The following is a 26,332-nucleotide window of genomic DNA, read 5'->3' as shown; positions in this document are numbered from 1 at the left end:
CCCGCCCGGTTCAGGCCTCGGCGGCCTTGGCGGCGGCGTCCTCGATCCACTGCTTCTCCTTCTGTACCCACTCGTTGTCCTGGGGGAAGTCCTCGACACCGTGGATGCGACGGATCTCCAGCTTCGAGCCGGGTCCGAGCGGGCAGCGCTTCGCCCACTCCACGGCCTCCTCCTTGGACGAGACCTCGAGGATCCAGAAGCCGTTGAACAGCTCCTTCGTCTCGCCGTAGGGGCCGTCGGTGACGAGGGGCGGCTCGCTGGAGAAGTCGACGACGACGCCCTCAGCGGCGTCCGTCAGACCGTCGCCGCCCGCCATGACGCCGGCCTTGATGAGCGACTCGTTGTAGCGCCCCATCGACTCGATCATCTCCTCGAAAGGAATCTCCTTCGACGCCTCGAGTGCCTCGTCGGTCGCGCGCATGATGAGCATGTACTTCATGATGTTCTCCTTGATCGTGGGGCCGTCTCTCGACCCTCTCATTGAAGACGTCGAACGGGAACGCATCGGATCGACATCCTCGCGAAAAAGTTCCCGAGATCCGTCGCAGGTCCGCTCTAGACTCGCTCCGTGACCGCCGCAGACCTCGTCGACAGCATCCGCCAGGCCCTCCGCGAGAGCGCGGATCCCGCGATCGCGCCCGGTCAGCAGGCGTACATGAAGTCATCCATGCCGTTCCTCGGCGTGAAGGTGCCGCAGGCGCGAAGGATCGCGCGACAGGCCGCCCGCGGACGGAAGGATGCTGCGGAGCTCCGTGCCGCCGCGCTGGAGCTGTGGCGCGGGGCGACGCACCGCGAGGAGCGCTACGCCGCGACCGAGATCATGGGGCTGCGTCCGCTGCGCGGGCGGCTGGACATGCTCGACGTGCACGAGGAGATGATCCGCACCGGCGCCTGGTGGGACCACGTGGACGAGGTCTCGCACCGGCTGGCGGAGACGCTGGACGCCCACCCGGAGGACCTCACGCCCGTGCTCGTCGCCTGGGCGCGCGACGAGGACTTCTGGGTGCGACGTGCCAGCATCATCTCCCAGCTCGGACGGCGGGGCGACACCGACCTCGCGCTGCTGGTGAGCGCGATCCAGCCGAACATCGCCGACACGGAGTTCTTCATCCGCAAGGCGATCGGCTGGGCCCTGCGCGAGTACGCGAAGACCGACCCGGAGTGGGTGCGCACATTCGTCGCCGCGCACGAGGGCGAGCTCAGCGGACTCTCACGGCGCGAGGCGATGAAGCACCTGGGCTGAGCCGCACCGCCCGCAGCGCCCGGGGACGCGAAAGGGCACGGACCGCGATGGCCCGTGCCCTTTCGTCGTCAGGCGAGTGGGAGCGACGGCGTCACTCCCACTCGATGGTCCCCGGCGGCTTGGAGGTCACGTCGAGGACGACGCGGTTGACGTCGCGCACCCCGTTGGTGATGCGGTTCGAGATCTTCGCCAGCACGTCGTACGGCAGGCGCGTCCAGTCGGCGGTCATCGCGTCTTCGCTCGACACGGGACGCAGCACGATCGGGTGGCCGTAGGTGCGGCCGTCGCCCTGCACGCCCACGGAGCGGACGTCGGCGAGCAGCACCACAGGGCACTGCCAGATCTCCTGGTCGAGGCCGGCCTTGGTGAGCTCCTCGCGCGCGATGGCATCGGCCTCGCGCAGGATCTCCAGGCGGTCCTTCGTCACCTCGCCGATGATGCGGATGCCGAGGCCCGGTCCGGGGAACGGCTGGCGGCCGACGATCGCCTCGGGGATGCCGAGCTCGCGGCCGATGGCGCGGACCTCGTCCTTGAACAGCGCCCGCAGGGGTTCGATCAGCTCGAAGTCGAGGTCGTCGGGGAGCCCGCCCACGTTGTGGTGCGACTTGATGTTCGCGGTGCCCGCGCCGCCGCCGGACTCGACGACGTCGGGGTACAGCGTGCCCTGCACGAGGAACTTGACCGGAGCGCCGCCCGCGGCCTTGGCCTCGGCGACGAGGTCGAGCTGCACCTTCTCGAACGCCCGGATGAACTCGCGCCCGATGATCTTGCGCTTCTCCTCCGGGTCGGTCACACCCTCGAGGTGGCCGAGGAACGTGTCGGCCGCGTCGACCGTGATGAGACGGACGCCGGTGGACTCGACGTAGTCCTTCTCGACCTGCTCGCGCTCGCCCTTGCGGAGGAGGCCGTGGTCGACGAACACCGCGGTGAGCTGATCGCCGATGGCCTTGTGCACGAGGGCCGTGGAGACGGCGGAGTCGACGCCGCCGGAGAGGGCGGAGATGACGCGGGCGTCACCGACCTGCTCGCGGATGCGCTCGATCTGCTCGGCGATCACGTTGCCGCTGTTCCAGTCGGACGCGAGACCCGCGCCCTTGTGCAGGAAGTTCTCCAGCACGCGCTGACCGTGGTCGGAGTGCTTGACCTCGGGGTGCCACTGCACGCCGTAGAAGCGACGCTCCTCGTTCGCGAAGGCCGCGACCTTGGTGGCGGACGTGGTGGCGAGGACCTCGAAGCCCTCGGGGGCCGTGGCGACCTGGTCGCCGTGGCTCATCCACACGTTCTGCTCCGCAGGCTGGCCGCCGAGCAGCGTGCCGCCGTCGCCGGAGATGACGGCATCCGTCGCGCCGTACTCGCGCAGGCCGGTGTTCGCGACCTCGCCGCCGAGGGTCTGCGCCATGTACTGGAAGCCGTAGCAGATGCCGAGGGTCGGCACCCCGAGGTCGAAGACCGCGGGGTCGAGGCGCGGGGCGCCCTCCTCGTACACCGACGACGGGCCGCCGGAGAGGATGATCGCGACCGGGTTCTTGGCGGCGATCTCCTCGGCGGTGGCCGTGTGCGGCACGATCTCGCTGTAGACGCCGGCCTCGCGGACTCGACGGGCGATCAGCTGCGCGTACTGCGCGCCGAAGTCGACCACGAGCGCTGGACGCTGCTGGGTCTCGGATTGTTCGGTCAACGGACACCTTCCGGGGAGGGGCGGGAATCGGGGTCTGCGGGGAGCGCATCGGGCTCCGGCTGCACGGTCGCAGCCTCCCTGGTGGAGAGGTACGTCTTCACCTCGCGGGCGACGATGCCCTCCATGAAGAACGACAGCAGCGGGATGACGCCGCCGAGCGCCAGGGTGATGAAGCGCAGGAACGGCCAGCGCATCAGGCTCCACATGCGGAAGCACGCGAAGAGGTAGACGACGTAGAACCAGCCGTGGGCGACGAGGATGCCGAGGGAGAGGTTGAGACCGTCGCCCGTCGACTCGAGGCCGTCCGGCCCCTCCACCACCGGCGCGAACCAGAGGAAACCGCCCCTTCCGCCCGCGAAGAGCTCGAGGTGGATCGGCGTGTACTTGAGCACCATCTCCGTGACCAGCAGGAGCAGCATGACTCCGGTGATGATCGACGCGATCTGATAGAACTTCAGCGCACCGCGGATCGCCGGAAAACTGGCGACTTTCGGTTCTGGCATGGAGTCCAGTCTAGCCGGGCCGGGATCGCATCCGTTCCGGCGCCCGGGCGCTCCGCGCTGCGGACCGCGACGCGCGATGACGGCCGCCGGGGCTTCCCGGCGGCCGTCGTCATGATCACTCCGCGTCGAGATCCGTCTCGAGCAGGGCGACGAGCTCGTCGAGCGCCTGCTCCGCGCCCTCGGCGTCGGATCGCAGGGTCACGACGGCGCCCTTCGAGGCTCCGAGTCCCATCAGCGCGAGGATGCTGCCGGCGTTGAGCTCGGCCCCGCCCGCGAGGGAGATGGTGATCGGGATGCCCTTCTCCTGCACCGCCGACACGAAGAGCTTGGCGGGGCGGGCGTGCAGCCCTGAGCTGCTGGCGATGGTGGCCTGGCGTTCGGTCATATCTGTTCTCCTTCGATGCGGTGTCGGGTGCGTGATCAGGCGGCGACGGCGACGGGGTCTCCCGCGCCGATGAACCTCTTCAGGGCGACGATGGCGAGCGCGCTCACGATCGTGCCCGCGGCGAGAGCGAGGAGGAAGCCCCAGATCGGATTGATCGCGAAGAACACGAAGATGCCGCCGTGCGGGGCCAGGGACTGCACGCTGAACACCATGCTGAGCGCGCCGGTGACGGCGCCGCCGAGCATGGACGCGGGGATCACACGCAGCGGATCGGCGGCGGCGAACGGGATCGCGCCCTCGCTGATGAAGGAGGCGCCCAGCAGCCATGCGGCGACGCCGTTCTCGCGCTCGACCGTCGTGAACCGGCGACGAGCCAGCACCGTGGAGGCGAGGGCCATCGCCAGCGGCGGGACCATGCCCGAGCACATGACCGCGGCCATGATCAGGTACGGCGCGGGGTTGTCCGAGGATGCGGAGGCGAGACCGGCCGTCGCGAACGCGTAGGCGACCTTGTTCACCGGTCCGCCGAGGTCGAAGCACATCATGAGGCCGAGGATCACGCCGACGAGCACGATGCCCGAGGTGCCGGCGAGCCCCGTCAGCCACTCGTTCAGGATCTGCATGAGCCCCGCGATCGGTCGGCCGAGGAACAGCAGCATCAGGCCGGACGCGACGATCGAGGCGAGCAGCGGGATGATCACGACCGGCATGAGGCCGCGCAGCCATCGCGGCGCGTCGATGCGTCCGATCGCCCAGGCGATGAACCCGGCGAGCAGACCGCCGACGATGCCGCCGATGAAGCCGGCGTTCATGAGCACCGCGATGGCGCCGGCGACGAAACCGGGGGCGATGCCCGGCCGGTCGGCGATCGCGAAGGCGATGTATCCGGCGAGCGCCGAGACGAGGAAGCCCATCGACGTGGCGCCGATGACGAAGAGGACCGATCCGATGTACTGGCCGAGGCCGCCGTCGGGCAGCGCCCACAGCGCGTTGCCGAGCACGATGTCGAACGCCTGATCATCTTTGTTGACGTTGAACCCGCCGAGGAAGGGCAGGAAGCTCAGTGCGATCAGCAGTCCGCCTGCGGCGACGAACGGGATCATGTAGCTGACGCCGGTGAGCAGGATGCGCCTGATCCGCGACCCCATGGACTGCGCCTGCGCGGGCGCTGCAGCGGACGACGACGACGCGGCGCCCGACACCCGGGCGGCCGACGGATCCTTCGACGCGGCGATCGCCTCGGCGATCAGGCGCGCCGGCTCCTCGATGCCCCTCTTCACCCCGGAGCGCACCACGGGCTTGCCGGCGAACCGCTCCTGGGCGCGCACGTCGACGTCGACCGCGAAGATGACGGCATCCGCATCGTCGATCACGCTCTGCGGCAGGGCCTTGTACCCGCTCGACCCCTGCGGCTCCACCACGAGGTCGACGCCTTCCGCTCGCCCCGCCGCGGTGAGGGCGTCGGCGGCCATGAAGGTGTGGGCGATGCCCGTCGCGCACGCCGTCACCGCGACGATGCGGGCGCGACGCGGTGCACCGTCTGCGGCGGGCGCTGTCGCCGATTCGGACGGTGCGACGGCGGCGGATGCCTCCGGCTGCGGCTCATCGCTGATCGCCGCGGCCACGATCGTCACGACCTCGTCGGCGGAGCGAGCCGCGCGCAGGGCGCCGGTGAACTCCTCCTGCATGAGGCTCCGCGCGAGCTTCGACAGCATCGCGAGATGCGCCTCGGCAGCCGTGTCCGGCGCGGCGATGAGGAAGACGAGATCGGCCGGCCCGTCAGGGGCGCCGAAGTCGACCCCCGGCGCGAGACGCGCGAAGGCGAGGGTCGGGATCGTCACCGACGCGCTCTTCGCGTGCGGGATGGCGATGCCGCCGGGCAGACCCGTCTCGTCCTTCTCCTCCCTCGCCCAGGCGTCGTCGAAGAGCCCCTGCGCGCTGTTCGCGCGGCCCTGTGCGGCGACGCGCTCGGCGAGAGCGCGGATGACGGCGGACTTGTCGGCGCCGAGGGCCGCATCGATGCTGACCAGCTCGGCGGTGATGGTGTCGGACATGATGACCTCCAGTGGTCGTCAGGGTTACAGAGAGCGGACGATGATGTCGTCGTCGCCGAGATCGGCGGATGACGGCACCTGGGTGCCTGGAAGGGATGCCGCCGCCGCCCCGTAGCGGATCGCGGAACGCAGGCGATCGGCCGGCTGCTCGCCGGCCAGGTCCGCGAGAAGGTAGCCGGCGAGGGAGCTGTCTCCCGCGCCGACCGTGCTCACGACGCGGATGCGCGGAGCCGCGGCGCACCAGGCGCCGTCTGCCGTCACCAGGACGGCGCCGGCCCCGCCGAGCGTGACGAGCGCCGCCGCGACGCGACCGGGGACGATCCCCCGCGCCACCGCGGCGACCGCGGCGTCGAGGTCGTTCTGATCGATCGGCCCCCCGACGAGATCGGCGAGCTCCTCGTCGTTGGGTTTGATGAGGTCGACGGCGGCATGCTCCACGACGTTGCGCAGAGCGGGACCGGAGGCGTCGACGGCGACCTTCGGAGCGCGCGTTCCCCATCGATCCCGCACCGCACGGACGACGTCCGCATAGAACATGTCGTCGAGCGTGTCAGGGAGCGACCCCGCGAGCACCAGCCAGTCCGCATCGGCGCTGGTCTCGACCACGGCGGAGAGCATCGCGTCGGCGTCGGCCACGGTGAGAGGGGCGCCGGGGAGGTTCAGCTTCGTCGTGACGCCGGCGGGATCGGTGATCGCCAGATTCGTGCGGGCGAGCCGTTCGACGGGGACGGGGCGCACCGCGAGGCCCGCGGCGTTGAGCGTGGCGCGGAAGGGATCGTCGGCAGCCAGCGGAAGCACCGCGCGCGTCCTGACGCCTGCCGCCGAGACGACCCGGGAGACGTTGATCCCCTTGCCGCCGGCGTCTTCCCGGGCGGACGAAGCGGTCTGCACCTCTCCGGGGCGCAGTGCGTCGCGGAGGGTGATGGTGCGATCCAGCGCCGGGTTGACGGTGAGCGTGACGATCATGCGACCCAGACTTCGACTCCGGCCTCGGCCAGCGCCTCCGCGAGCTCGGGCGACGGCTCGGCATCCGTCACGAGGATGTCGATGTCGCTCAGCGCGGCGAACGTGACGAGCAGCTCCCTGTCGTGCTTGCTCGAGTCCGCGACGACGACGACCTTCCGTGCCGAGCGGACGATGGCCGCCTTGACGGAGGCCTCGTCAGGGTCGGGCGTGCTCAGCCCGAATCCCGCGGAGATGCCATTCGCACCGACGAACGCGACGTCAGGGCGGAGACGGCCGATCGCGCCGACGGTCTCGGCGCCGACGGCCGCCGCGGTGATCCCCCGGATGCGACCGCCGATGACGGTGAGGGACATCCCCTCCGCCGCCGCGAGGACGGGCGCGATCGTGAGAGAGTGCGTCACCACCTCGATGTGCTCATCTCCGGCTGATGCGAGAGCGCTGCGCGCCGACAGGGCGTCGGCGACGGTCGCGGTCGTGGTGCCGGCGTCGATGAAGACGGAACCGCGGAAGCCGCTCCCCAGGGCGGAGAGGGCGCGGGCGGCGATGGCCTGCTTGGCCGCTCCATGCCGGTGCGTCCTCTCGAGCACCGTCGGCTCGTCGATGCTGTCGGCATCCCGTGCGACGGCTCCCCCGTGCACGCGGACGAGGGCGCCGGCGTCTTCGAGTGCTCCCAGATCGCGACGGATCGTCTCGGTCGTGACATCGAAGCGCTGCGCGAGCTCGATGACGGCGACACGACCCTCGTCGAGCAGAATGCGCTCGATCAGCTGCTGACGCTCCAGTGCATACATTGCCGACTCCGTTGTTGAGGGAAGATTCCCACACGATACAACAGATAACAACACAAACACAATGATGAATCTGCGATCACCTGTGTTTCGCGAGCTCGCCCGTCAGCTCGGATCACACACCTACGGCGCCGGCGGTCGGGCGATCAGCAGCTCGCCGCGCCCGTCGACGACGGCCTCTCCCTCATCGGCGGCGACGAGCAGAACGCTCCCCCGGTGAACGGTCTCGCCGCCCACCTCCATCCGCCCATCCGTCGCCACGACGACGGAGAAGCCCGCTGCGATACCGGTCACGCCGTCGACATCGACCCGCTCGAGCCGGAAGTACCGGTCGGCCTCCGCCGGGAACACCGAACCGGTGCGCGGGGCCCGATGCACGAACGACGCGATCTCGGGCTCCGAGCGTCTGACGGTGGAGACCGCGCTCAGTGCCAGATCGGAGCCGAGGCCGAGATGCCACACATCCGTCGCGTCCAGCTCGTACCCGCGCCACTCCAGGAGGATCGAGAGATCCTCTGGCTGCTGGAGCTCCAGCAGCAGGACGCCTGCACCGATCGCGTGCAGCTCCCCCGGCGGCACCCAGACCACGTCCCCCGGTGCGACCTCGATCTCGTGCAGCAGCGAGAGGAGTCCCTCGGGATCCTGCCGGGACACGAGATCCGCGAGCACCGCGGCCCCGGCTTCCTGGCGCAGTCCGACGTGGACGACGCCGCCCTCGAGGATGTACCAGGCCTCCGCCTTGCCGTGAGGCCGGCCGAGATGAGCCGCCGCGAAGTCATCGTGCGGATGCGCGTGCACGGGCAGGCGCTGACCGGCGTCGAGGAGCTTGACCAGCAGGCGGGCATCCGCACCCCACCTCTCTACGTGCGCCGCACCGAGCCAGGCGACGGGGTCGGCGGCGATCGCATCCCGCAGCATCCGCCCGTCGGGCAGGACCGTCAGGCCGAGGTCGCTCTCGCCACGGATCGTGGTGGTCGACGCGATCCAGTCCTCCGGCTCGCGTGCGGCCGCGGGGGCCTCACCGCGGAACCGCGTGATCCGCACCCCGCCACGGTAGAAGCGTTCACGAGGGCGGTTCGAGGGCAGGGCGATCGGCATCAGGATCGCCGCCCCGTCGCCCGCATGGGTTCGACGTGGCCAGCCAGGAAGCCGCCGACGAACGTGTCCCCCAGCCCGACCGTGGTCGGAGCGAGCACGTCGAGGTGGAACGCCGCGACGCCCGCCGCCTCGGGCAGAGAGCCCTCGACCGCCCTGACCAGCTCGCCGCCGCCCTCATGACGCGGGAGCCCTGTCGTCGCAGCCACGTCGTCGGCCGTGATGCCGTCTCCGAGCCGGTAGCGGGTCGCGGCGACGCTGACGGCGCTGTCGAGAGCCTTCCTGTGGCGCGCGGCCTGCGGGCCCACGGCGACGGCCCAGTAACGTGTGTGCACGACGAGAGCCGGGACCGGGATCAGCGCATGCACCTCGCGCAGCGCATCGGCGACCTCGTCCGCATCGAGCAGCCGCACGGAGCGGCCGACGTACTCCTGGAGCTCGTCCTCGTTCATTCCGTAGACGTCGATCCGCGGCAGCAGCCGCGCACGGACGGTCTCGGAGAACTCGCGCGTGTAGAACCCCGCGTCCTCGTAGTACAGCAGCGCGTCGGCGGGCAGCGTCCGCATCGCGGCCTGCAGCTCGCCGAGGCGCCGCTCCAGGAGAGCGTGGTCCTGCATGGTGTTGAACCCCGAGACCAGGAATCCGCCGGCATCCGTCAGCTCCGCGGAGAGCGCCGGGGAGATGGCCATCTCACGGTTGGGAGGATCGTTCGCGAAGATGAGACGGTTCGACGCGGGCGAGACGATATCGGCATCGACGAGCTGCACCTGAGCTCCGGCCGGGTACTGCACGATGAGGTGCGGGTCGCGGGTGTCGGCGTCGGCCGAGCACACGTACGAGACCGCGTCCGGCAGGAGCCTGCGCACCGTGTCGTCGATGCTGACCAGGTGCTGAGTGCTCGGGATGCCGAGGCCTGCGAGCGCGAGCCCCGCGCGCACCCCGGTGCCGCCGAGGGTCACGTCGTACGCGAAGTGCGCGCTGAAGCGCTCGATCACCGCCGAGTCGGACACGAACCGCTCCGCACCGGTCCCCGATGCGACGAAGGCGAGGATCGACACGATCAGCGACCTCTCGTCGACGATCGGCGAGGTGGAGGTCACCTCGTGCCTGCGGATCCCGTGAGCCCGCGCCAGCCTTCCGAGCACGGCGGAATCCCACCGCAGCTCGTAGTCGACGGTCCCGCCGAGTCCCAGTACGAGTCTTCGCCTGCCCACGTCGCCGATCATCCTCCTGTCGCGCCCGTCCTGCCGCTCAGTACAGCGGAGCCTTGCCGTCGGCCCCGAACAGCTCGATCTTCTCCGCCGCGGTGACCTTCATCGCCGCGATCGGCTCGGGCTGGATCGCGTTCGGCTCCCGAAGGCGCTCGTCCGTCCCCAGGATCTCGCGCATGCGGTTGTGGTACGACACCTTGATGTCGCTGGAGATGTTGATCTTGTTGACCCCCAGCTCGACGGCGCGACGCAGCTCCGCATCGGGGTTCGAGGATCCGCCGTGCAGCACGAGAGGGATGCCGACGGCGGCCTTGATCTCCTCCAGCAGGTCGTGACGCAGCTCCGGGTTCTTGTCGGCGGGGTAGAGACCGTGCGACGTTCCGATCGCGATCGCGAGGCTGTCGACGCCGGTCTCCTCCACGAACCTCACGGCATCCGCGGGGTTGGTGTAGATGATCTCCGCGGCACCCGACTCGCCGTAGCTGTCGTTGGCTCCGATCGTGCCGAGCTCGCCCTCCACCTGGATGCCGACGGCGTGCGCCGCCTCGACGACCTTGCGGGTGAGTGCCACGTTCTCATCGAAAGGCTGCAGCGACGCGTCGATCATGACCGAGGTGAAGCCGGAGCGGATGGCGGTGATGATCTGCTCGTAGGTGCCGCCGTGATCCCAGTGGATCGCGACCGGCACGCTGGAGCGGTGCGCCCGCGCATGCATGGCCGCGATGAGGTCGGTCGTGATGTGGGAGACCTCGTCGGGGTGGATCGCGATGATGACGGGGGCCTCCTTCTCCTCGCTGACGTCCATGATGCCGGTGAACATCGCCCAGTCGCTGATGTTGAAGGCGGGGATGGCGAAGTTGTTGGCGTTCGCGACGTCGAGGATGGACTTGCCGGTGTAGAGCACTTGATTCTCCTGTTTCGTGGTGGTGGGTGGCAGCGGCGGAAAGGTCAGCTCTTCACGGACCCGGCCGTGAGCCCGCTGATGAAGTACCGCTGGAAGAAGAGGAAGAGGATGAGGACGGGGATCGAGCCGAGCACGCTCATCGCCATGATCTGGTTCCACTCGTACGAGTGCTGTCCCATGAGGAGCTGGATGCCGATGGGGACGGTGCGCATGTCGATCGACTTTGTCAGCGTCAGGGCGAAGAGGTACTCGTTCCACGCGATCATGAACGTGTAGATCCCGATGGAGACGATCCCGGGCACGGAGATGGGGACGAGCACCCGCCACAGGGCCGTCATCGAACCGGCTCCGTCGACCCTGACCGCCTCGTCGAGCTCGCGGGGAAGGGTGTTGAAGTAGCCGGTCATCATGATGATCGCGTAGGGCAGGGTGAACACCATGTACGTGAGGATGAGCCCCGGGTAGGAGTTGTAGAGGCCGAGGGCGACCATGAGCCCGAAGTACGGGATCAGCAGCGTGATCGGCGGAACGGCCTGGACGCTGACGATCACCACGTTCAGGATGCGCTTGCCCCGGAAGTCGAATCGGCTGAACGCGTAGGCGGCCTGGATGGCGACGACGAGGGTCAGGATCGTGACGGCGCCCGCGACGATGTAGCTGTTGAGGAAGAACCTCATCGTCTCGGGGTTCGTGAAGATCGCGATGTACGCGTCGAACGAGAACGTGTCCGTGATCAGCCGGGGCGGCAGCTCGAAGATCTGCGTGTTCGACTTGAACGAGCTCGACAGCATCCACAGCACGGGGCCGGCGGCGAAGACCGCGCCCAGCAGCAGACCGAGAGTGACCGCGATCTTCGCGACCGTGCGTCGGCGGGTGGCGGTGAGAGCCATGATCAGTCCCTCGCTTTCTGATGACGGACATAGAACACGGCGAGCACCATCGACATCAGCAGGACCAGCACGGCGGAGGTCGCCGCACTCGAGAAGTCGTACTTCGCGAAGGCGAGCTTGTAGGTGAAGGTGCTCAGCACCTCGGTGACGTCGATCGGACCGCCGCCGGTCGTCATCCAGATGAGGGCGAACTGCTGCGACGTCCAGATGAGGTCGAGCAGCACGAGGCTGACGATGATCGGTCGCAGCTGCGGGATCGTGACGTTCCAGAAGCGCTGCACGGCGCCGGCCCCGTCGACCGTGGCCGCCTCGTTCAGCTCGGTCGGGATGCCCTGGAGACCCGCGAGCAGGCTCACCATGAAGAACGGGTACCCCGCCCAGATGTTGATGAAGATGATGGTGCCGAGGGCGAGCTGCGGGGAGGCCAACCACTCGATGTCGGTGTTGAGCAGGAAGTTGATCACGCCGTTCGGGGCGAGGAGCATGCGCCACAGCACCGCGATGACGGCGACCGTGAAGAGCCACGGGAGGATGTAGAGGGCTCGGAAGACCGCCCGCGACACCCGGCCCAGCAGCGGGCTGTTCAGCATCATCGCGAAGGCGAGGCCGAGCACGAGGTGGGCGACGACGCTCGCCACCGTGAACAGGACGGTGTTGCCCGTCGCCTTCCAGAACCGGGGGTCGGAGAGGATCCCCGTGTAGTTCTCGAGGCCGACGAACTCCGGCGACTTGTTCAGGATGACGTTGTCCTGGAAGGAGTACCCGATCACCATGACGATCGGCACGATCATCAGAACGAACAGCAGGATGATCGTCGGCGAGAGGAAGACGTAGGACTCGGAGGTCTTGCGCAGCTGCCGACGTCGACGCGACAGCGGGGCTCCGGTGACGATCACCTCGGTGTCGTCGGTTGTTCTCAGGCTCATGGGAACCGGTGCTCCTTGGTTGGTCGGGTGCCGCATCGCATCCTGTGCGATGCGGCACCCCGTTCAGAGGGGATGCGGGAGGGTCAGAACTCCGCTTCCCAGGCCTGCTGGGCCTTCTTGAGCGCGTCCGGAATCGACTGCTGCCCGTCGAAGGCGGACTGCAGCTGCTCTCCGAGCTGGCGCATGAGCTCCTCCGCCACGGGGAGTCCGGTGAACTCGTTCGCCGGGTAACCCGCCTGGTAGATGTCGAACGCCGTCTTGAACAGCTCGTCGTCGTTCACGAAGTCCGGGACGGACTTCGAGTTGCCGGGGAACGCCTTGGCCATCGTCGACAGCTCGGAGTTCGTCTTCTCGCTCATCAGGAACGACACCAGCTTGAACGCCGCTTCCTTGTGCTCGGAGTTCTCTGCGACGCCGATGCCCCAGGAGGCGTAGGGGATGCCGCGCTCGCCGTCGTATCCGTCCTCGGCGGGCAGTGCCGAGATCGAGAACTTCAGATCGGGGTTGGTCTCCCTGATCAGGTTGATGTGCGCGAGCGAGTCGATCATCATGCCGACGCGTCCGTTCGTGAACTCCTCGACCTTGTCCTGCTCCTTCATCGTGAAGGAGCCCGATGCGATCACCCCGTCGTCCCAGAGGCCGCCGATGTACTCGACCGCGGACGTGACGTCGTCGTTGGTGAGATCGGGCTTGCCGTCCTTCAGCATCGATCCGCCGGAGGCCCACACCCAGGACATGACGTCGTTCTGTACGCCGTTCGGCGCCTCGAGCGAGAGCGGGAGCACCCAGCCGGAGACGTCACCGCCCAGGGCCGAGACCTTCGCGGCCGCGTCGGCGAACTCGCTGCGCGTCGCCGGCGGTGCGTCGACGCCCGCCTGGGCGAGCAGGGTGTCGTTGGTGAACATCGGGTAGACGAAGTTCACCACCGGGATCATGTAGGTGCTGCCGTCGACCTGGATCTGGCTGGCGAGCTCGCTGTCGTCGTAGTCGTACTCCTTCATGAGCGCCGTGAGGTCGGCGATGACCCCCTGCGACGCGAAGTCGTTGACCCAGGCGCCGTCGAGACCGACGACGTCCGGCATGGTGCCGGATGCCGCGCCGGCGAACAGCTGCTCCTTCGTGGAGGCGTACGGGCCGCTGACGAGCTTGACGGTGATGCCGGGGTTCTCGTCCTCGAACTTGTCGATCAGCGCACGGAACTCGCCGTCGGGGAGTTCGGGCTCCCACCACTGGGCGAACTCGATCGTGACGTCTCCGCCTGCATCGCCGCCCGATCCGCTGTCGCCGGCGGAGCAGCCGGCCACGGCGAGAACGGTCAGGGTCGCGGTCACCGCACTGGCGAGCGTCAGAGCACGTCGCCGCCCTCGTCCCACTGTCATCATCACTTCTCCTCTTCGAGATCGTGCCGCATCACGCGCCTCAATGCTTGTTCATGCGGTTTTAAGCAATGTTATGCCGAGATATGCGGCCAGGTCAAGAGATTCTCTGCACGATTTCGCGTACAGCCCTGCCGACGCGCGGCGTCGAGGGCGCATGCACGCGTCCCCCTTCTTGCTGTTTTCTGCCGCAACATGCGGGAAAAAGCGCACCGTGTGCTAAGAAGACTGCATGGAAGCATCCGGAACCGGCCGCAGACGCCGCCTCCCCGCAGGACGAAAGGCCGATCTCGCCGCGTACGTCGAGCAGACGGGTCAGGTCACCGTCGCCGACCTCGCCGAGCACTTCGACGTCTCGATCGACACCATCCGACGGGATCTCGATCAGCTCGACCGGGAGGGCGTGCTGATCCGCACGCACGGCGGCGCGGTGAGCGCCGCCGAGGGGCAGCTGAAGGATCGCGCACTCGACGTGCGACTCCAGATGCAGACGGAGGAGAAGGAGAAGATCGCGCGCGTCGCCGCCGGCCTCATCGACGACGGCGCCGTCGTCATGATCAACGCGGGCACGACGACGCTCGCGCTGGCTCGAGCCCTCCGCAATCACAAGGACCTCACCATCGCGACGAACAATCTCCGCATCCCCGCGGAGATCTCCCCCTCGGCCTTCCGCGACCTCTACGTCTTCGGCGGGGCGGTCAGAGCGATCACCCAGGCGACCACCGGCCCGGTGACGTTCACCATGACGCCCGGGGGCCCCGAGGTCGACATCCGCTGCGACCTGGCTCTCATCGCGGTGGGCGCCGTGGACGAGGCGGGCTACTCGACATCGAACCTGGGCGATGCCGCCATGATGTCGGAGATGATCCAACGGGCGGAGCGGACGGCGATCCTCGCCGACACCTCGAAGCTGGGCCGTCGGCTGTTCGCCCAGGTAGCGCCCCTCGATCGTGCGGACTACCTCGTCACGGACGCGCTCCCGGAGACCGGCATGGCGGAGGCACTCGCCCAGGCTGAGGTCGACGTCCTCACCCCGTGATCGTCGCCGCACGCCCTTCCGCCGATCCGGTCAGGAATCGAGAAGCACGCAGCATGCCGCGTCCGTAGCGTCGAGGGCATGAACAGCGCAATCGAATCCCTCACCCTCGACGTCTCCGACGTCACCACCGCCCAGGCCTTCTACGACGCAGCTTTCGGGCTCGGCGACAGGCTGCGATTCCGTGCAGCCGATGCCGAGAGCTCCGGCTTCCGCGGCTACACCCTCTCGCTCGTGGTCGCCCAGCCCGCGAACGTGCACGCGCTCGTCGACGCTGCCGTCGCGGCGGGAGCCACGGTCATCAAGCCCGTATCGAAGTCCCTCTGGGGCGTCGGCGGCACCGTGCAGGCTCCGGACGGTGCGATCTGGAAGATCGCCACGTCGGCGAAGAAGGACACCGCTCCCCCGAGCCGCACCGTCGACGAGATCATCCTCTTGCTCGGCGCCGCGGACGTCCTCGCCTCGAAGACGTTCTACACGGAGCGCGGCATCGGCGTCGCGAAGAGCTTCGGCCGCAGCTACGTGCAGTTCGACACGGGGACGAGCCCCATCGGGCTCGGACTCTACCGGCACGCGTCGCTCGCGAAGGACGCGGGGGTCGCGGCATCCGGTTCCGGCTCGCACCGGCTCCGCATCAACGGCGTGCTCGGAGCAGCCGTCGACCCCGACGGCTTCGCCTGGGCCCCCGTCGAGGCCGGCGCGAGCCTCTGACCTGCGGGCATCCTCTTCCCCGCTACAGACGACGGAGGCCGCCGGGATCACTCCCGGCGGCCTCCGCGCTGTTGCTCCTGAAGGTCAGAACCAGCCCTTGATGATGTCCCAGAGCCAATCGAGGATCGCACCGATGATGCCGCCGATGCCACCCGCCTTGTTCACGGTGACCGTTGCGGTCGCCTTGTCGCCGTCGGCCTGAGCCACCGCGACCGTGTACTTGCCCGCAGGCACGCTCTTCGGCACGACGACCGACGTGCTGAAGGTCCCGTCCGCGCGCACCTGGACCGTGCCGAGCGTGAGCGGCTGACCCTTCTTCGGCTGCAGCTGAACCGTCACGGTCTCCCCGGGCTGGTAGCCCTTTCCGGTGATCGTGAGCTTCTTGCCCGCGGTGACCTTCGAGGAGTCCAGGGCGATGGTGCCCGCGAACACGGGCTGGCCCGCGATCGTGAACGGCACCTGCGCCGTGGTTCCGGTGCCCGCGACCGAGACCGTGAGCGACGTCGCGCCGTACACACCGGACGGAACCGTGAACGTGAGCGCCGCGCGGCCGACCTCGTCGAAGGTGTCGACGATGGCCGGGTCGATCGCGCCCGTCGCGAGCACGGTGTCGCCGAGCTTCAGCGTCACCTCGCCCGGCGCCTGCTCGCCCGCGCTGAACGCCAGCGAGGAGAGCGACACGGTGACCTGGTCGCCGGCGCTGTAGCCGTCGGCATCCGGAGCGCTGACCGCGACGCCGACCGCACGCTGCGCGAGGTCGGGGGTCGCCGTCTTGTTCGCGTCGAACCAGTCGACCATGGACTGCAGGTCGATCTTGCCGGTGTCGCGCTTGCCCGTGCCGAGCTTGAACGAGGTGAAGTTGTCTCCACCCGCCGCAAGGAACGAGTTCGCCGCCACCGTGTAGTTCGCCGCGGGATCGACCGGTGCGCCGTTCAGCGTCATCGTCGTGATCCGCGAGCCCTGGGCCGCCGAGGGGTCGTACGTGTACGACAGCTCCTTGGAGACGCCGAGCTTGAGGAACGGACGCGCCGAGCCGGCCGGCTGCCACTGCTCCTCGAGCACGCTCTTCAGCTGGGCGCCCGTGAGCGTCAGCGTGACCAGCGTGTTGGCGAACGGCTGGACCGTCGCCGCCTCGCGGTAGGTGACGTTGCCGTTCGGGTCGCTCGCCCCGCTCGACGCGTAGGTGAGGTTCGCGCGGATGCCACCCGGGTTCATCAGCGCCAGGTCGGCGCCGGTGGACCACTTCTGCACGTCGGCGACGAAGTTGCCGATGGTGGACTCGCCACCGCGGTTCTCCGTCTTGCCGTCGCTCTGGCGAGCGCGGTTGAGGTCGCCCGTGATGTCGCCGACCTTGACGGCGCCGAGGATGTCGGCCTCCGCCTTGGCCTTCGCGACGATGTCGGCCACCTCCGGCACTGCCGGGTAGAGCGGCTTGCCGGCCGCGGTGAGGGGCTTGATCTGGTTGGTGATCGAGATCAGGTCCTTCGTCTTCGGGTCGACCTTGATGTTCATCAGGCCGAGGTTCTCGCCGTACTGACCGGCCGAGACGACCGGACGGCCGTCGATGACGTGGTTGTAGGCGAGGTGCGTGTGCGCCGAGACGATGGCGTCCACGTCCTTGTCCACCCCGTAGACGATCTCCCCGAGCGGCGAGCCCGGCGTGATGCTGGACACGTCGACCGTGGCTGCGCCCTCGTGCACGAGGAGGATGACGACATCCGCCTCGCCGTTGGACTCGTCGCCGTCGCGCAGGTCGTCGGCCACGGCGTTCACCGAGTCGACGATGCTGCGGACCTCGAGGTCCTTGATGCCGTCGGGGGACACGAGCGAGTCGAGGTCCTCCGTCACGGCGCCCACGAAGCCGACGCGCACGCCGTCGAGCTCCTTGACCCAGGCCGGGGCGAGCGCAGGCTGCCCGGTCTCGGTGAGGAACACGTTCGAGGAGATGTACTCCCAGTTCGCACGCTCCTGCACGCGGTCGCGCAGGTCGGCCCAGCCCTGATCGAACTCGTGGTTGCCCGCGGCGCTCACGTCGAGTCCTGCGGCGTTGAGCGCGTCGATGGTGGGGTTGTCGTCGTTGATGAACGAGGTGAACGTCGAGGCGCCGATCAGGTCGCCGGCTCCGGCGAAGATCGTGTTCGGGTTCTCCGCGCGGAACTGCTTGACGGCGCCCGCGAGGACCGCGGCTCCGGCAGCGGCCCCGTCGGCCTCGATCCGACCGTGGAAGTCGTTGACCGTGACGACGTCGATGCTCACCGGCGGGGTCGTGGCCGAGACGCCGACGATGATCGGGTCGTGGTCGCTGGAGCGGTAGGGCGTACCCGACTCGGTGGCGCCGAACGCGTAGCCGCGGTCGCTCCACTCGGGCGAGTTGATGCTCCAGACGCCTGCTCCGGTGATCGACGAGGCGAGCGACGGCGAGGCGATGACGTGGTCGAGCGAGCCGACCTCCCCGTCGAAGCTGTACGTGTGCTCGTCCGCCGCCTTCTCACGCGCGACGTCGCTCCAGCCCGCATCCGTGAAGACCCGGATCGGGTCCTCCTTCGCGTAGGCGTTGAAGTCGCCGATGAGCAGCATGTCGGCGCTGCCCGTGGTCTGCTCGATCTTCTGCGTGAACGCGAGGATCGACTTCGCCTGGGCGACGCGGTCGGCGTTGAAGAAGCCCTGCTCGTCAGCCGGCACCGGGGTGCCGTCCTTGGGGTCGGACTTCGACTTCAGGTGGTTCGCGACGACCGTGACGACACGGCCGTCGACGTCGAACGCCTGGGCGATCGGCTCGCGGGCGTTGCCCCAGACGGTCTCATCCGTGACGGTCATGCTGTCGCCCACCGGGGAGACGGCGCCCTTCTTGTAGATGATCGCGCTGGTGATGTAGTCGGTCGTCGCCGCGTTGTTCAGCGCCGCCGGGGTGTGCACGTAGGCCCAGACATCGCTGCCCGCGGCCTCGTTGAGACCCGCGACCAGATCGGCGAGGGCCGAGTCCAGCGTGCCGCCGAGCTTGACCGAGTTCTCGATCTCCATGAGCGAGACGATCTCGGCGTCGAGGCCGTTGATGGCCGCCACGATCTTCGACTTCTGGATCGCGAACTCCGCAGCGGTCGCCGCTCCTCGCGCGTTCGAGTTCTGGCTCTTCAGCGTCGTGAAGTAGTTGTAGACGTTGAACGACGCGACCTGCACGTCGCCGCCGACGACCGGAGCCTTCGCGGGGCGCGGGTTCGTGGCGGTGAAGCCCACCTTGAGGTCGGCCGACGACGTGCTGTCGATCGGCACCACCGGCTGCAGACGCCAGTCGTCGAAGCTCCACTGCAGCACGTAGCCGTTGTCGCCGAAGTCGACGGTGTCGCCGTTGCGCACGACCGCGTCCTTGGTGAAGTACGGCTGGTCGTTCGGGTGGCCGTTGTTCGTGACCTGGATCGACCATCCGTCATCGAGGAGGATGCGGTTCGCACGGTTGGCGGCGGTGATCGCCGCGGCATCCGGGCCGGGAAGAGCGGCCTCGGTGCTCTTCTGGGCGAGTCCGCCACCCACGTTCAGCCACAGCGCGCCGTAGTTGTACAGCTGGTGGCTGGACGCGACGCGGTAGGTGCCGGTCGGAGCGACGTACATGCTCTCGAACTGCTCACGTGCGGCGCCGACCGCCGTGTCGGGCAGCGGAGTCGCTGCAGGGACGCCGACGCCCGCCTGCACCACGGAGATCGCGGAGGCGGTCGCCGGGTTCACCTGCGTCTGGCCGAAGTACTCGCTCACGGGGCCCGTGACCGAGACGAGGTCGCCGATCGCGAGCGTCGGGGTGAGAGCGTTCAGGAACACGAAGACGCCGTCGGATGCTCCGGGCGTCGCGTCGTTCGCGCCGCCAGAGCCCTGCGTCTGGATCGTGACGCCCTTGTAGCCGCCGGTGCGGTAGTCGGCGGTGACGACGCCCTCGACCGTGACGGTCTTGCCGTTCAGCGGCGAGACGTCGGTCGTGCCCTGGACCTCGGCGATGGTGGCCTTGGTGGGCTGCGTGCCGGGGTCGGTGCCCGGATCGGTGCCGCCGGAGCCCTGCGGCGTGACCGACGCCGAGAGGGTGAAGTCGACGCTGTTGTTGTCGGTGTCCGCGCCGCCGGTGCGGTTCAGCGACTTCACGTCGGTGTTCCCGGCCGGCGCGGTCGCCGCCGCGGTCTCGAAGGTGTTCGAGGTTCCGTAGCCGAGGACGTCGATGACGCCGGCGGCGCCCGCGGTCGAACCGGGGGCGAGGTTCACCGCGGCGGTTCCGTCGACGAGTGCGATCGTGCCGGAGGAGCCGCTCGGGTTGAGGGTGCTGACGGCATCCGCCTTGGGGAGCGCCGCGCCGTTCGCGCCGTTGCTGCCTCCCTGCACGAGGTAGTAGCCGCCGGCCGGGATCGTGCCGGTGAGGGCGGCGACGCCGGAGAAGGCGGCCGTGCCGGTCGCCGAGCGGTACTGCAGCGACTTGCCGTCGAGCGTGATCGGCGCGGAGGTCGGGTTGTAGAGCTCGACGAACTTGTTGGTGAAGGCCGCGCCGGCGCTGCCGCCGGAGAGGTAGGCCTCGTTGATCACCACCCCTGTTCCGTCGGTGCTGGCGAAGGCGGGCGTCGCGACCAGGGAGCCGAGGCTCAGGGCGGCGATGCAGGTCGCAGCGAGAGCGCCGATGCGCCCCCGCTTCCGGTGCGCAGACGAAGCGAGGCCCTCTCGGGCGCCGTCGTCGGGGGCGAAGTTCATTCGGCAGGTCTCCTCGGCATTGCGGATCTCGTATGCGGAGGACTCTTGTGGAGCCTCCGATCGTGCTCGCCGGTCTCCCAGCCAACACATATGTGTGGGAGCTTACGGACGGGCCCGGACATCCTCAACGCTGTTTGCCGATTCGTCATGCATTGCTCATCCGATCGACAAAACCGTTCGGAGAGAGCCCACAATCATCGCGCAGATGCGCGCGAGCGGGTGCGCGGATGCGCGGAGTTCACGCGGATGCCGCGTCTTCGAACTCCTCGACCTCTCGCTCCCAGGCGTCCTTCGCGAGGCGGTACCAGAGGTAGAACGCGAAGCCGGCGAAGATCGCCCACTCGACCGCGTAGAAGATGTTCAGCCAGTTCACCGAGGAGCCCTCCTCCGGCGCCGGCGACGAGATGTCGACCAGTCCGTCGACGGCCGAGATCGACGCGAGATACGGGCGGTACACGCTCAGCTGGTCCACGTCGTGCCAGCGGCTCAGCAGCGCGGCCGGGGACATGCGGTCCAGCCTGTCCGGTTCGTCGCGGGGCGGGACGACCGGCCCTTCATCGGAGATGATGCGCCCTGTGACCGAGACCTCGGAGCCGTCGGCATCCGCTTCCAGATCCGCGACGGCGGCATCGGCCGACTCCCGATCCGGCGCCCAGCCGATCGCGACGGCGATCGACGTGCGCTCGGCGACGCGCAGCTGACCGGTCACCCAGTAGCCCTGCGCGCCGTCGTTGAAGCGGGTCGACACGACGATGAAGTCCTCGGGGATCCAGTGCCCCGTCGTCTTCACGCGCTGCCCCACGAGCGGCTCGTTCAGATACTCCCCCGGCTCCACGACATCCGTGAGCGGACGGACCTGCTCGGTGGCTCCTGGGGCCTGCGGCGACGTGTCGATCGCGCGCCCGAGCTGCCACTGCCCGAGCCAGGCGAACACGCCGGCGACGACGAGGCAGAGCAGCAGCATGCCGATCCAGCGTCCCCGGAGCATCACCTCACGCAGGGTGGGCGGGAACAGCGCAGGGGTGGTCACGGTGAAGCGCGGGCCCTCAGGCCTCGTAGGGCGCCAGGACGACCTCGACCCGCTGGAACTCCTTGAGATCGGAGTATCCGGTGGTCGCCATCGACTTGCGGAGCGCCCCGATGAGGTTCGCCGTGCCGTCCGCCACCGGGGCGGGACCGTACAGGACCTCTTCGAGCGTGCCGATGCCGCCGACCTCGACGCGACGGCCGCGCGGGAGCTTCGGGTGGTGCGCCTCAGGGCCCCAGTGGAACCCGCGGCCGGGAGCATCGGTGGCACGGGCCAGCGCGACGCCGAGCATGACCGCGTCGGCGCCCATGGCGAGAGCCTTGACGATGTCGCCCGACGTGCCGACGCCGCCGTCGGCGATCACGTGCACGTAGCGCCCGCCCGACTCGTCGAGGTAGTCGCGGCGGGCCGCGGCCACGTCGGACACGGCCGTCGCCATCGGGGCGTGGATGCCGAGGGTCGCGCGCGTCGTCGACGCCGCTCCCCCGCCGAACCCGACGAGGACGCCGGCGGCTCCGGTGCGCATGAGGTGCAGGGCCGCCGTGTAGGTCGCGGCGCCGCCGACGATCACGGGGACGTCGAGGTCGTAGATGAACTTCTTGAGGTTGAGCGGCTGGTCGACGCTCGACACGTGCTCTGCCGACACCGTGGTGCCGCGGATCACGAACAGGTCGACGCCGGCGGCGGCGACCGTGTCGTAGAACTCCTGGGTGCGCTGCGGCGTGAGGGAGCCTGCGACGGTGACGCCCGCGTCGCGGATCTCCGCAAGGCGGCGCGTGATGAGCTCGGGCTTGATCGGCTCGGAGTACAGCTCCTGCATCCGCGTCGTCGCGCTCTCGTCGCTCAGACCCGCGATCTCCGCGAGAAGGGGCTCCGGGTCCTCGTAGCGGGTCCAGACCCCTTCGAGGTCGAGCACGCCGAGGCCGCCCAGCTGACCGAGCATGATCGCGGTCTTCGGGCTCACGACCGAGTCCATCGGCGCGCCGAGTACCGGGATCTCGAAGCCGAAGGCGTCGATGGTCCATGCGGTGGACACGTCTTCGGGGTTGCGGGTGCGCCGCGAGGGCACCACCGCGATGTCGTCGAACGTGTACGCGCGTCGCGCGCGCTTTCCTCGGCCGAGATCGATCTCTGTGGTCACCAGACCAGACTACCCGGCACGCGGAGGCATCGACGGCTGGGAGACTGGAGCCGACCCTCAGGGAGGACGCATGAAGACGGATGCCGTGCAGATCGCGGTCGTGGGCGGCGGCGTGATGGGGCTGGCGACGGCGTGGGAACTCGCGCGCCGAGGCCTCAGACCCGTGGTGCTCGAGCGCTTCGCCCGCGGACACCACGAGGGGGCCTCCCACGGAGCCACCCGCAACTTCAACAACGCCTACGACGACGAGCACTACCTCGACCTCCTCGTGCGGGCCCGCGAGGGGTGGGATGCGCTCGGCGCCGTCGACGGCGAACCGCTGCTGCGTCTCCACGGCCTGGTCACCCACGGCCTCCTCGACCTCGACCCGATCGCCCGCCGCCTCGGCGAGCGCGGCATCCACGCCGTGATGCTGTCCGCCGCCGAGGCGACCCGTCGCTGGCCGGGCATGCGCTTCGACGACGACGTGCTGTACTCGCGCGACGCGGGCGTCGCCAGGGCGTCGGCCGCGCTGGTCGAGCTGGAGCGCCGCATCGTCGCCGCGGGCGGAGAGGTGCGGTGGGAGACGCCGGTGCTCCGCATCGACGACACGGATGCCGGGGTGCGGCTGACGCTGCCCTCGGGCACGCTGGACGCCGAGGTCGCCGTGGTCACGGTCGGCGCATGGACATCGCGGATGCTGCCGTCACTCGACCTGCCGCGGCTGACGGTCACGGAGGAGTCCCCCGCGCACTTCGCGCCGACCGGCGACGCCGCGTGGCCCTCGTTCAACCACTACGCGGACCCCGAGCGCCACCCGGCCACGGTGTACGGCATGCCGACGCCCGGTGAGGGCGTGAAGGTCGGTTTCCATCGCGTCGGCGACGTGGTCGACCCCGACGCGCGACCGCACCGCCCCGCCCATGCGGAGGCTCTCGCCGAGTACGTGCGGGAGTGGATGCCCGGCCTCGACCCGGCATCCGCCGCTCCGATCAGCTGCACCTACACCTCGACCGACGACTCGGCGTTCGTGCTCGACCGGCGTGGGCGGATCGTGGTCGGCGCCGGATTCTCCGGGCACGGCTTCAAGTTCGCCCCGGGCGTCGGCGCCGTGCTCGCCGACCTCGCCCTCGACCCGTCGGCGCGCGCAGCATCCCCGTTCCGCCTGCCCGACGGTCGGTGAGGGGTCGAGCAACGTCGAGTGCGTGCGGTCGGATGCCGCGCTTCTCGACCCCTCACCGCGCCCGTCAGCGCGCTCGCAGCACCCGCTTCTCGTCCCAGACCGGGGCGTCGGCCTCGTAGACCTCGCCGTCGGAGCCGAACACCAGGAAACGGTCGAACGAGCGGGCGAACCAGCGGTCGTGGGTCACTGCGAGCACCGTGCCCTCGAACCGCGCGAGAGCATCCTCGAGCGCCTCAGCGGACTCGAGGTCGAGGTTGTCCGTCGGCTCGTCGAGCAGCAGCAGGGTGGCCCCGGAGAGCTCCAGGAGCAGCACCTGGAAGCGCGCCTGCTGACCGCCCGACAGCGACTCGAAGGTCTGCTGGGCCTGCCGCACGAGGCCGTACCGGTCGAGCGCCGAGCTCGCCGCATCCCTCGGCATCCCCGATCTGCGCTCGTCTCCGCGGTGCAGGATCTCCAGCAGGGTGCGTCCGACGAACTCCGGATGCGCGTGCGTCTGCGCGAACAGCCCTGGGACGACGCGCGCGCCGAGCACCGCCTGCCCGGAGTGGGCGACCTCGCTCAGCTGCTCCCCCGTCGACGTCACATGGCCGAGCGTGGGATCGGGGTCGGTGCCCCCTCGGGCGAGCAGCCTCAGGAAGTGCGACTTGCCCGAGCCGTTCGAGCCCAGCACCGCGACCCTGTCGCCGTACCAGACCTCCGCGTCGAAGGGACGCATGAGGCCGGTGAGCTCGAGACCCGTCGCCACGACCGCGCGCTTGCCCGTCCGTGACCCCCGCAGCCGCATGTCGAAGTCCTGCGCCGGCGGGCGCTCCTCCGGAGGCCCCGCCTCCTCGAACTTGCGGAGTCTGGTCTGCGCCGCCTGGTACCTCGACGCGAAGCCGTCGTTCGCCGACGCCTTCACCTTGAGGTTCGCGACCAGGATCCGCAGCTTCTCGTGCTGCTCGTCCCACCGCCTGCGCAGCTCGTCGAGCCGGTCCATGCGGTCGCTCCGCGCCTGGTGGTAGGTCGCGAAGCCGCCTCCGTGCACCCACGCCGTCGCACCGGCGCCGCCCGGTTCGAGCGTGATGAGGCGATCGGCCGCCCGTGCCAGCAGCTCGCGGTCGTGCGACACGAGGAGCACCGTCTTGGGCGTCTGCCGCAGTTGCTCCTCGAGCCAGCGCTTGGCCGGCACGTCGAGGTAGTTGTCCGGCTCGTCGAGGAGCAGCACCTCGTCCGGCCCCCTGAGCAGGGCCTCGAGGGCGAGTCTCTTCTGCTCTCCGCCGGAGAGCGTCGTGAGCTCGCGGTACCGCGCCCGCTCGAAGGGCACGCCGAGCGCCGCGACGGTGCACTGGTCCCACACCGTCTCGTGCTCGTAGCCGCCGGCATCCGCGTACTCGGAGATCGCGGTCGCGTACGCCATCTGCGTGTCGTGCTCGTCGCGTTCGATGAGCGCGTTCTCGGCGGTCTCCAGGGCTTCGGCCGCCGCGCGGATGCGCCGAGGCGCCACGCGCACCAGCAGCTCGTGCACCGTCTGCCCCGGCTCGCCGTGGCCGACGAACTGGTCCATCACGCCGAGCCCGCCGTCGATCGTCACGACGCCGTCATCCGCCGCCTGATCACCGCGGATGATCCGCAGCATCGTCGTCTTGCCTGCGCCGTTCGGTCCGATCAGCGCGCTCGTCGAGCCTGATCCGACCCTGAATGTCGCTTCATCGAGAAGCGGTCTGCCGTCTGGGAGCGTCAATGAGACGCCGGAGACATCGATATACCCCACCGTGCGTGGCCGTCCTTCCGCCCGCATGGCGAGCCGACCAGGCTATCAGGACTCGGGGCGCACGGCGAACCGTCGCGGACGGCGGGTGCGGTGCGGGCGCACCCGTCATCCGCGACGGCTCGGTTCCGCGGCGACGATCAGACGAGAGCGCCCGAGGTCGGCACCGGGTTCGCGAACAGGTCGAGCACGGGGCAGTGCGCGTCGACGACCCGGCGCAGCTCCTCGTACTGCTCGGCCGTGTCGGGACCCGTGATGTCGACCCGCACGCGCACGTCGTGGAACCCCGCACGACCGGACTCGTCGATGCCGAACAGCTTGCGCACGTCGAGGTCGCCCTCGGCCGTGATCTCGATCTCGTCGATCGTGAGCCCGAGCGCCTGGGCGTACAGGCGGAAGACGACGACCTGACAGGAGACGAGCGCGCCCAGGGCGTACTCGACCGGGCTCGCCGCCGCGTCGTCTCCGGCGAGGGCACCCGGCTCGTCGACGAGGAAGCGGTGCTTCCCCGCGCGGATCTCGGTCGCCACGGATCCGATGCCGCGACCTGTGACCTTGTAGGTGAGAGCGGCCGCGCCCGCATCGGCGGCGATGCGCTCGTTCCACGCGGTGCCCGCGGAGGTGAGACGCTGAGCGCGCTCCTCGGCGGTGACGTCGGCGATGATCGAGAGCTGTTCCTGGAGAAGAGTCATGCGGCGAAGGTACCCGCGCACCGTGCGGCGCCGCACGGTCGGCGTCACCCGCGGTCACCCGCCGTCACGGCGCGA

22 protein-coding genes are annotated in these 26,332 nt (G+C 69.3%); 4 read left to right on the top strand and 18 right to left on the bottom strand.

Annotated features, from left to right (window positions below):
• Window positions 1–10 precede the first annotated feature (10 nt).
• Window positions 11–439, bottom strand: a complete 429-nt coding sequence (locus tag CQ047_RS02720) for a YciI family protein (RefSeq protein WP_105672789.1) — start codon at window positions 437–439, stop codon at window positions 11–13.
• 129 nt (window positions 440–568) lie between these two features.
• On the opposite strand from CQ047_RS02720, the gene CQ047_RS02715 reads away from it, so the two are divergent.
• The gene (locus CQ047_RS02715) at window positions 569–1,243 is read left to right on the top strand and encodes a DNA alkylation repair protein (RefSeq protein ID WP_105672736.1); all 675 of its coding nucleotides are present in this window, start codon (window positions 569–571) and stop codon (window positions 1,241–1,243) included.
• Window positions 1,244–1,334: 91 nt separating this feature from the next.
• Here CQ047_RS02715 and guaA read toward each other — a convergent pair whose 3' ends face one another.
• The 12 genes from guaA to CQ047_RS02655 form a co-directional block, all read right to left on the bottom strand.
• The gene (gene guaA / locus CQ047_RS02710; RefSeq protein ID WP_105672735.1) at window positions 1,335–2,921 is read right to left on the bottom strand and encodes a glutamine-hydrolyzing GMP synthase; all 1,587 of its coding nucleotides are present in this window, start codon (window positions 2,919–2,921) and stop codon (window positions 1,335–1,337) included.
• Window positions 2,918–3,424: a DUF3817 domain-containing protein gene (locus tag CQ047_RS02705; RefSeq protein ID WP_105672734.1), complete on the bottom strand. Its 507-nt coding sequence runs from the start codon at window positions 3,422–3,424 to the stop codon at window positions 2,918–2,920. Before CQ047_RS02705 ends, guaA begins: the two co-directional genes overlap by 4 nt.
• 115 nt (window positions 3,425–3,539) lie before the next feature.
• A complete protein-coding gene (locus tag CQ047_RS02700; protein WP_105672733.1) occupies window positions 3,540–3,809 on the bottom strand; it encodes an HPr family phosphocarrier protein in 270 nt (89 codons plus the stop codon).
• A 35-nt stretch (window positions 3,810–3,844) separates the two neighbouring features.
• A complete protein-coding gene (locus CQ047_RS02695) occupies window positions 3,845–5,863 on the bottom strand; it encodes a fructose-specific PTS transporter subunit EIIC (protein WP_105672732.1) in 2,019 nt (672 codons plus the stop codon).
• A 24-nt stretch (window positions 5,864–5,887) separates the two neighbouring features.
• Entirely contained in the window at window positions 5,888–6,829 is a 942-nt protein-coding gene (locus CQ047_RS02690) for a 1-phosphofructokinase family hexose kinase (protein WP_105672731.1), read from the bottom strand.
• Window positions 6,826–7,620 (bottom strand): DeoR/GlpR family DNA-binding transcription regulator, encoded by a 795-nt coding sequence (locus tag CQ047_RS02685; RefSeq protein WP_105672730.1) that lies wholly within the window; start codon window positions 7,618–7,620, stop codon window positions 6,826–6,828. Before CQ047_RS02685 ends, CQ047_RS02690 begins: the two co-directional genes overlap by 4 nt.
• A gap of 120 nt (window positions 7,621–7,740) precedes the next feature.
• Complete coding sequence (locus CQ047_RS02680) at window positions 7,741–8,715, bottom strand: class I mannose-6-phosphate isomerase (RefSeq protein ID WP_105672729.1); 975 nt, start codon at window positions 8,713–8,715, stop codon at window positions 7,741–7,743.
• Entirely contained in the window at window positions 8,715–9,926 is a 1,212-nt protein-coding gene (locus CQ047_RS02675; protein ID WP_258132446.1) for an ADP-dependent glucokinase/phosphofructokinase, read from the bottom strand. The genes CQ047_RS02680 and CQ047_RS02675 overlap by 1 nt, the downstream gene beginning before the upstream one ends.
• Window positions 9,927–9,963: 37 nt before the next feature.
• On the bottom strand, window positions 9,964–10,827 hold the full coding sequence (locus CQ047_RS02670; RefSeq protein ID WP_105672727.1) for a ketose-bisphosphate aldolase: 864 nt from the start codon (window positions 10,825–10,827) through the stop codon (window positions 9,964–9,966).
• A 44-nt stretch (window positions 10,828–10,871) separates the two neighbouring features.
• Window positions 10,872–11,717, bottom strand: coding sequence for a carbohydrate ABC transporter permease (locus CQ047_RS02665; RefSeq protein WP_105672726.1), 846 nt, complete (start codon window positions 11,715–11,717; stop codon window positions 10,872–10,874).
• Between the two features lie 2 nt (window positions 11,718–11,719).
• On the bottom strand, window positions 11,720–12,643 hold the full coding sequence (locus tag CQ047_RS02660; RefSeq protein WP_105672725.1) for a carbohydrate ABC transporter permease: 924 nt from the start codon (window positions 12,641–12,643) through the stop codon (window positions 11,720–11,722).
• Window positions 12,644–12,726: 83 nt separating this feature from the next.
• The gene (locus tag CQ047_RS02655) at window positions 12,727–14,025 is read right to left on the bottom strand and encodes a sugar ABC transporter substrate-binding protein (protein ID WP_105672724.1); all 1,299 of its coding nucleotides are present in this window, start codon (window positions 14,023–14,025) and stop codon (window positions 12,727–12,729) included.
• A 226-nt stretch (window positions 14,026–14,251) separates the two neighbouring features.
• Here CQ047_RS02655 and CQ047_RS02650 point away from each other — a divergent pair, with 226 nt between their 5' ends.
• Window positions 14,252–15,058 carry a DeoR/GlpR family DNA-binding transcription regulator gene (locus CQ047_RS02650; protein ID WP_105672723.1) on the top strand — a complete coding sequence of 269 codons (807 nt, stop codon included), beginning with the start codon at window positions 14,252–14,254 and terminating at the stop codon, window positions 15,056–15,058.
• Between the two features lie 78 nt (window positions 15,059–15,136).
• Window positions 15,137–15,766: a glyoxalase gene (locus CQ047_RS02645; RefSeq protein ID WP_105672722.1), complete on the top strand. Its 630-nt coding sequence runs from the start codon at window positions 15,137–15,139 to the stop codon at window positions 15,764–15,766.
• 84 nt (window positions 15,767–15,850) lie between these two features.
• On the opposite strand, the gene CQ047_RS02640 is transcribed toward CQ047_RS02645, so the two are convergent.
• From CQ047_RS02640 to CQ047_RS02630, 3 genes are all read right to left on the bottom strand, one after another.
• Complete coding sequence (locus CQ047_RS02640; RefSeq protein WP_105672721.1) at window positions 15,851–20,485, bottom strand: ExeM/NucH family extracellular endonuclease; 4,635 nt, start codon at window positions 20,483–20,485, stop codon at window positions 15,851–15,853.
• A gap of 238 nt (window positions 20,486–20,723) precedes the next feature.
• Window positions 20,724–21,473, bottom strand: a complete 750-nt coding sequence (locus tag CQ047_RS02635) for an SURF1 family protein (protein WP_105672788.1) — start codon at window positions 21,471–21,473, stop codon at window positions 20,724–20,726.
• A gap of 58 nt (window positions 21,474–21,531) precedes the next feature.
• Window positions 21,532–22,653 carry a GuaB3 family IMP dehydrogenase-related protein gene (locus CQ047_RS02630; RefSeq protein WP_105672720.1) on the bottom strand — a complete coding sequence of 374 codons (1,122 nt, stop codon included), beginning with the start codon at window positions 22,651–22,653 and terminating at the stop codon, window positions 21,532–21,534.
• Between the two features lie 70 nt (window positions 22,654–22,723).
• Between CQ047_RS02630 and CQ047_RS02625 the strand changes: the two genes are divergently transcribed.
• The gene (locus tag CQ047_RS02625) at window positions 22,724–23,815 is read left to right on the top strand and encodes an FAD-dependent oxidoreductase (protein WP_105672787.1); all 1,092 of its coding nucleotides are present in this window, start codon (window positions 22,724–22,726) and stop codon (window positions 23,813–23,815) included.
• Between the two features lie 64 nt (window positions 23,816–23,879).
• Here CQ047_RS02625 and CQ047_RS02620 read toward each other — a convergent pair whose 3' ends face one another.
• Both CQ047_RS02620 and CQ047_RS02615 read right to left on the bottom strand, forming a co-directional pair.
• A complete protein-coding gene (locus CQ047_RS02620) occupies window positions 23,880–25,568 on the bottom strand; it encodes an ABC-F family ATP-binding cassette domain-containing protein (RefSeq protein ID WP_105672719.1) in 1,689 nt (562 codons plus the stop codon).
• A gap of 137 nt (window positions 25,569–25,705) precedes the next feature.
• A complete protein-coding gene (locus CQ047_RS02615; RefSeq protein WP_105672786.1) occupies window positions 25,706–26,257 on the bottom strand; it encodes an OsmC family protein in 552 nt (183 codons plus the stop codon).
• Window positions 26,258–26,332: the final 75 nt, after the last annotated feature.

The sequence above is a fragment of the Microbacterium sp. MYb72 genome (assembly GCF_002979415.1).
GTDB classification, from domain to species: Bacteria; Actinomycetota; Actinomycetes; order Actinomycetales; family Microbacteriaceae; genus Microbacterium; species Microbacterium natoriense.
Note: the sequence above shows the minus strand (reverse complement) of the source record. Positions and strands in the feature narration are given on the sequence as shown.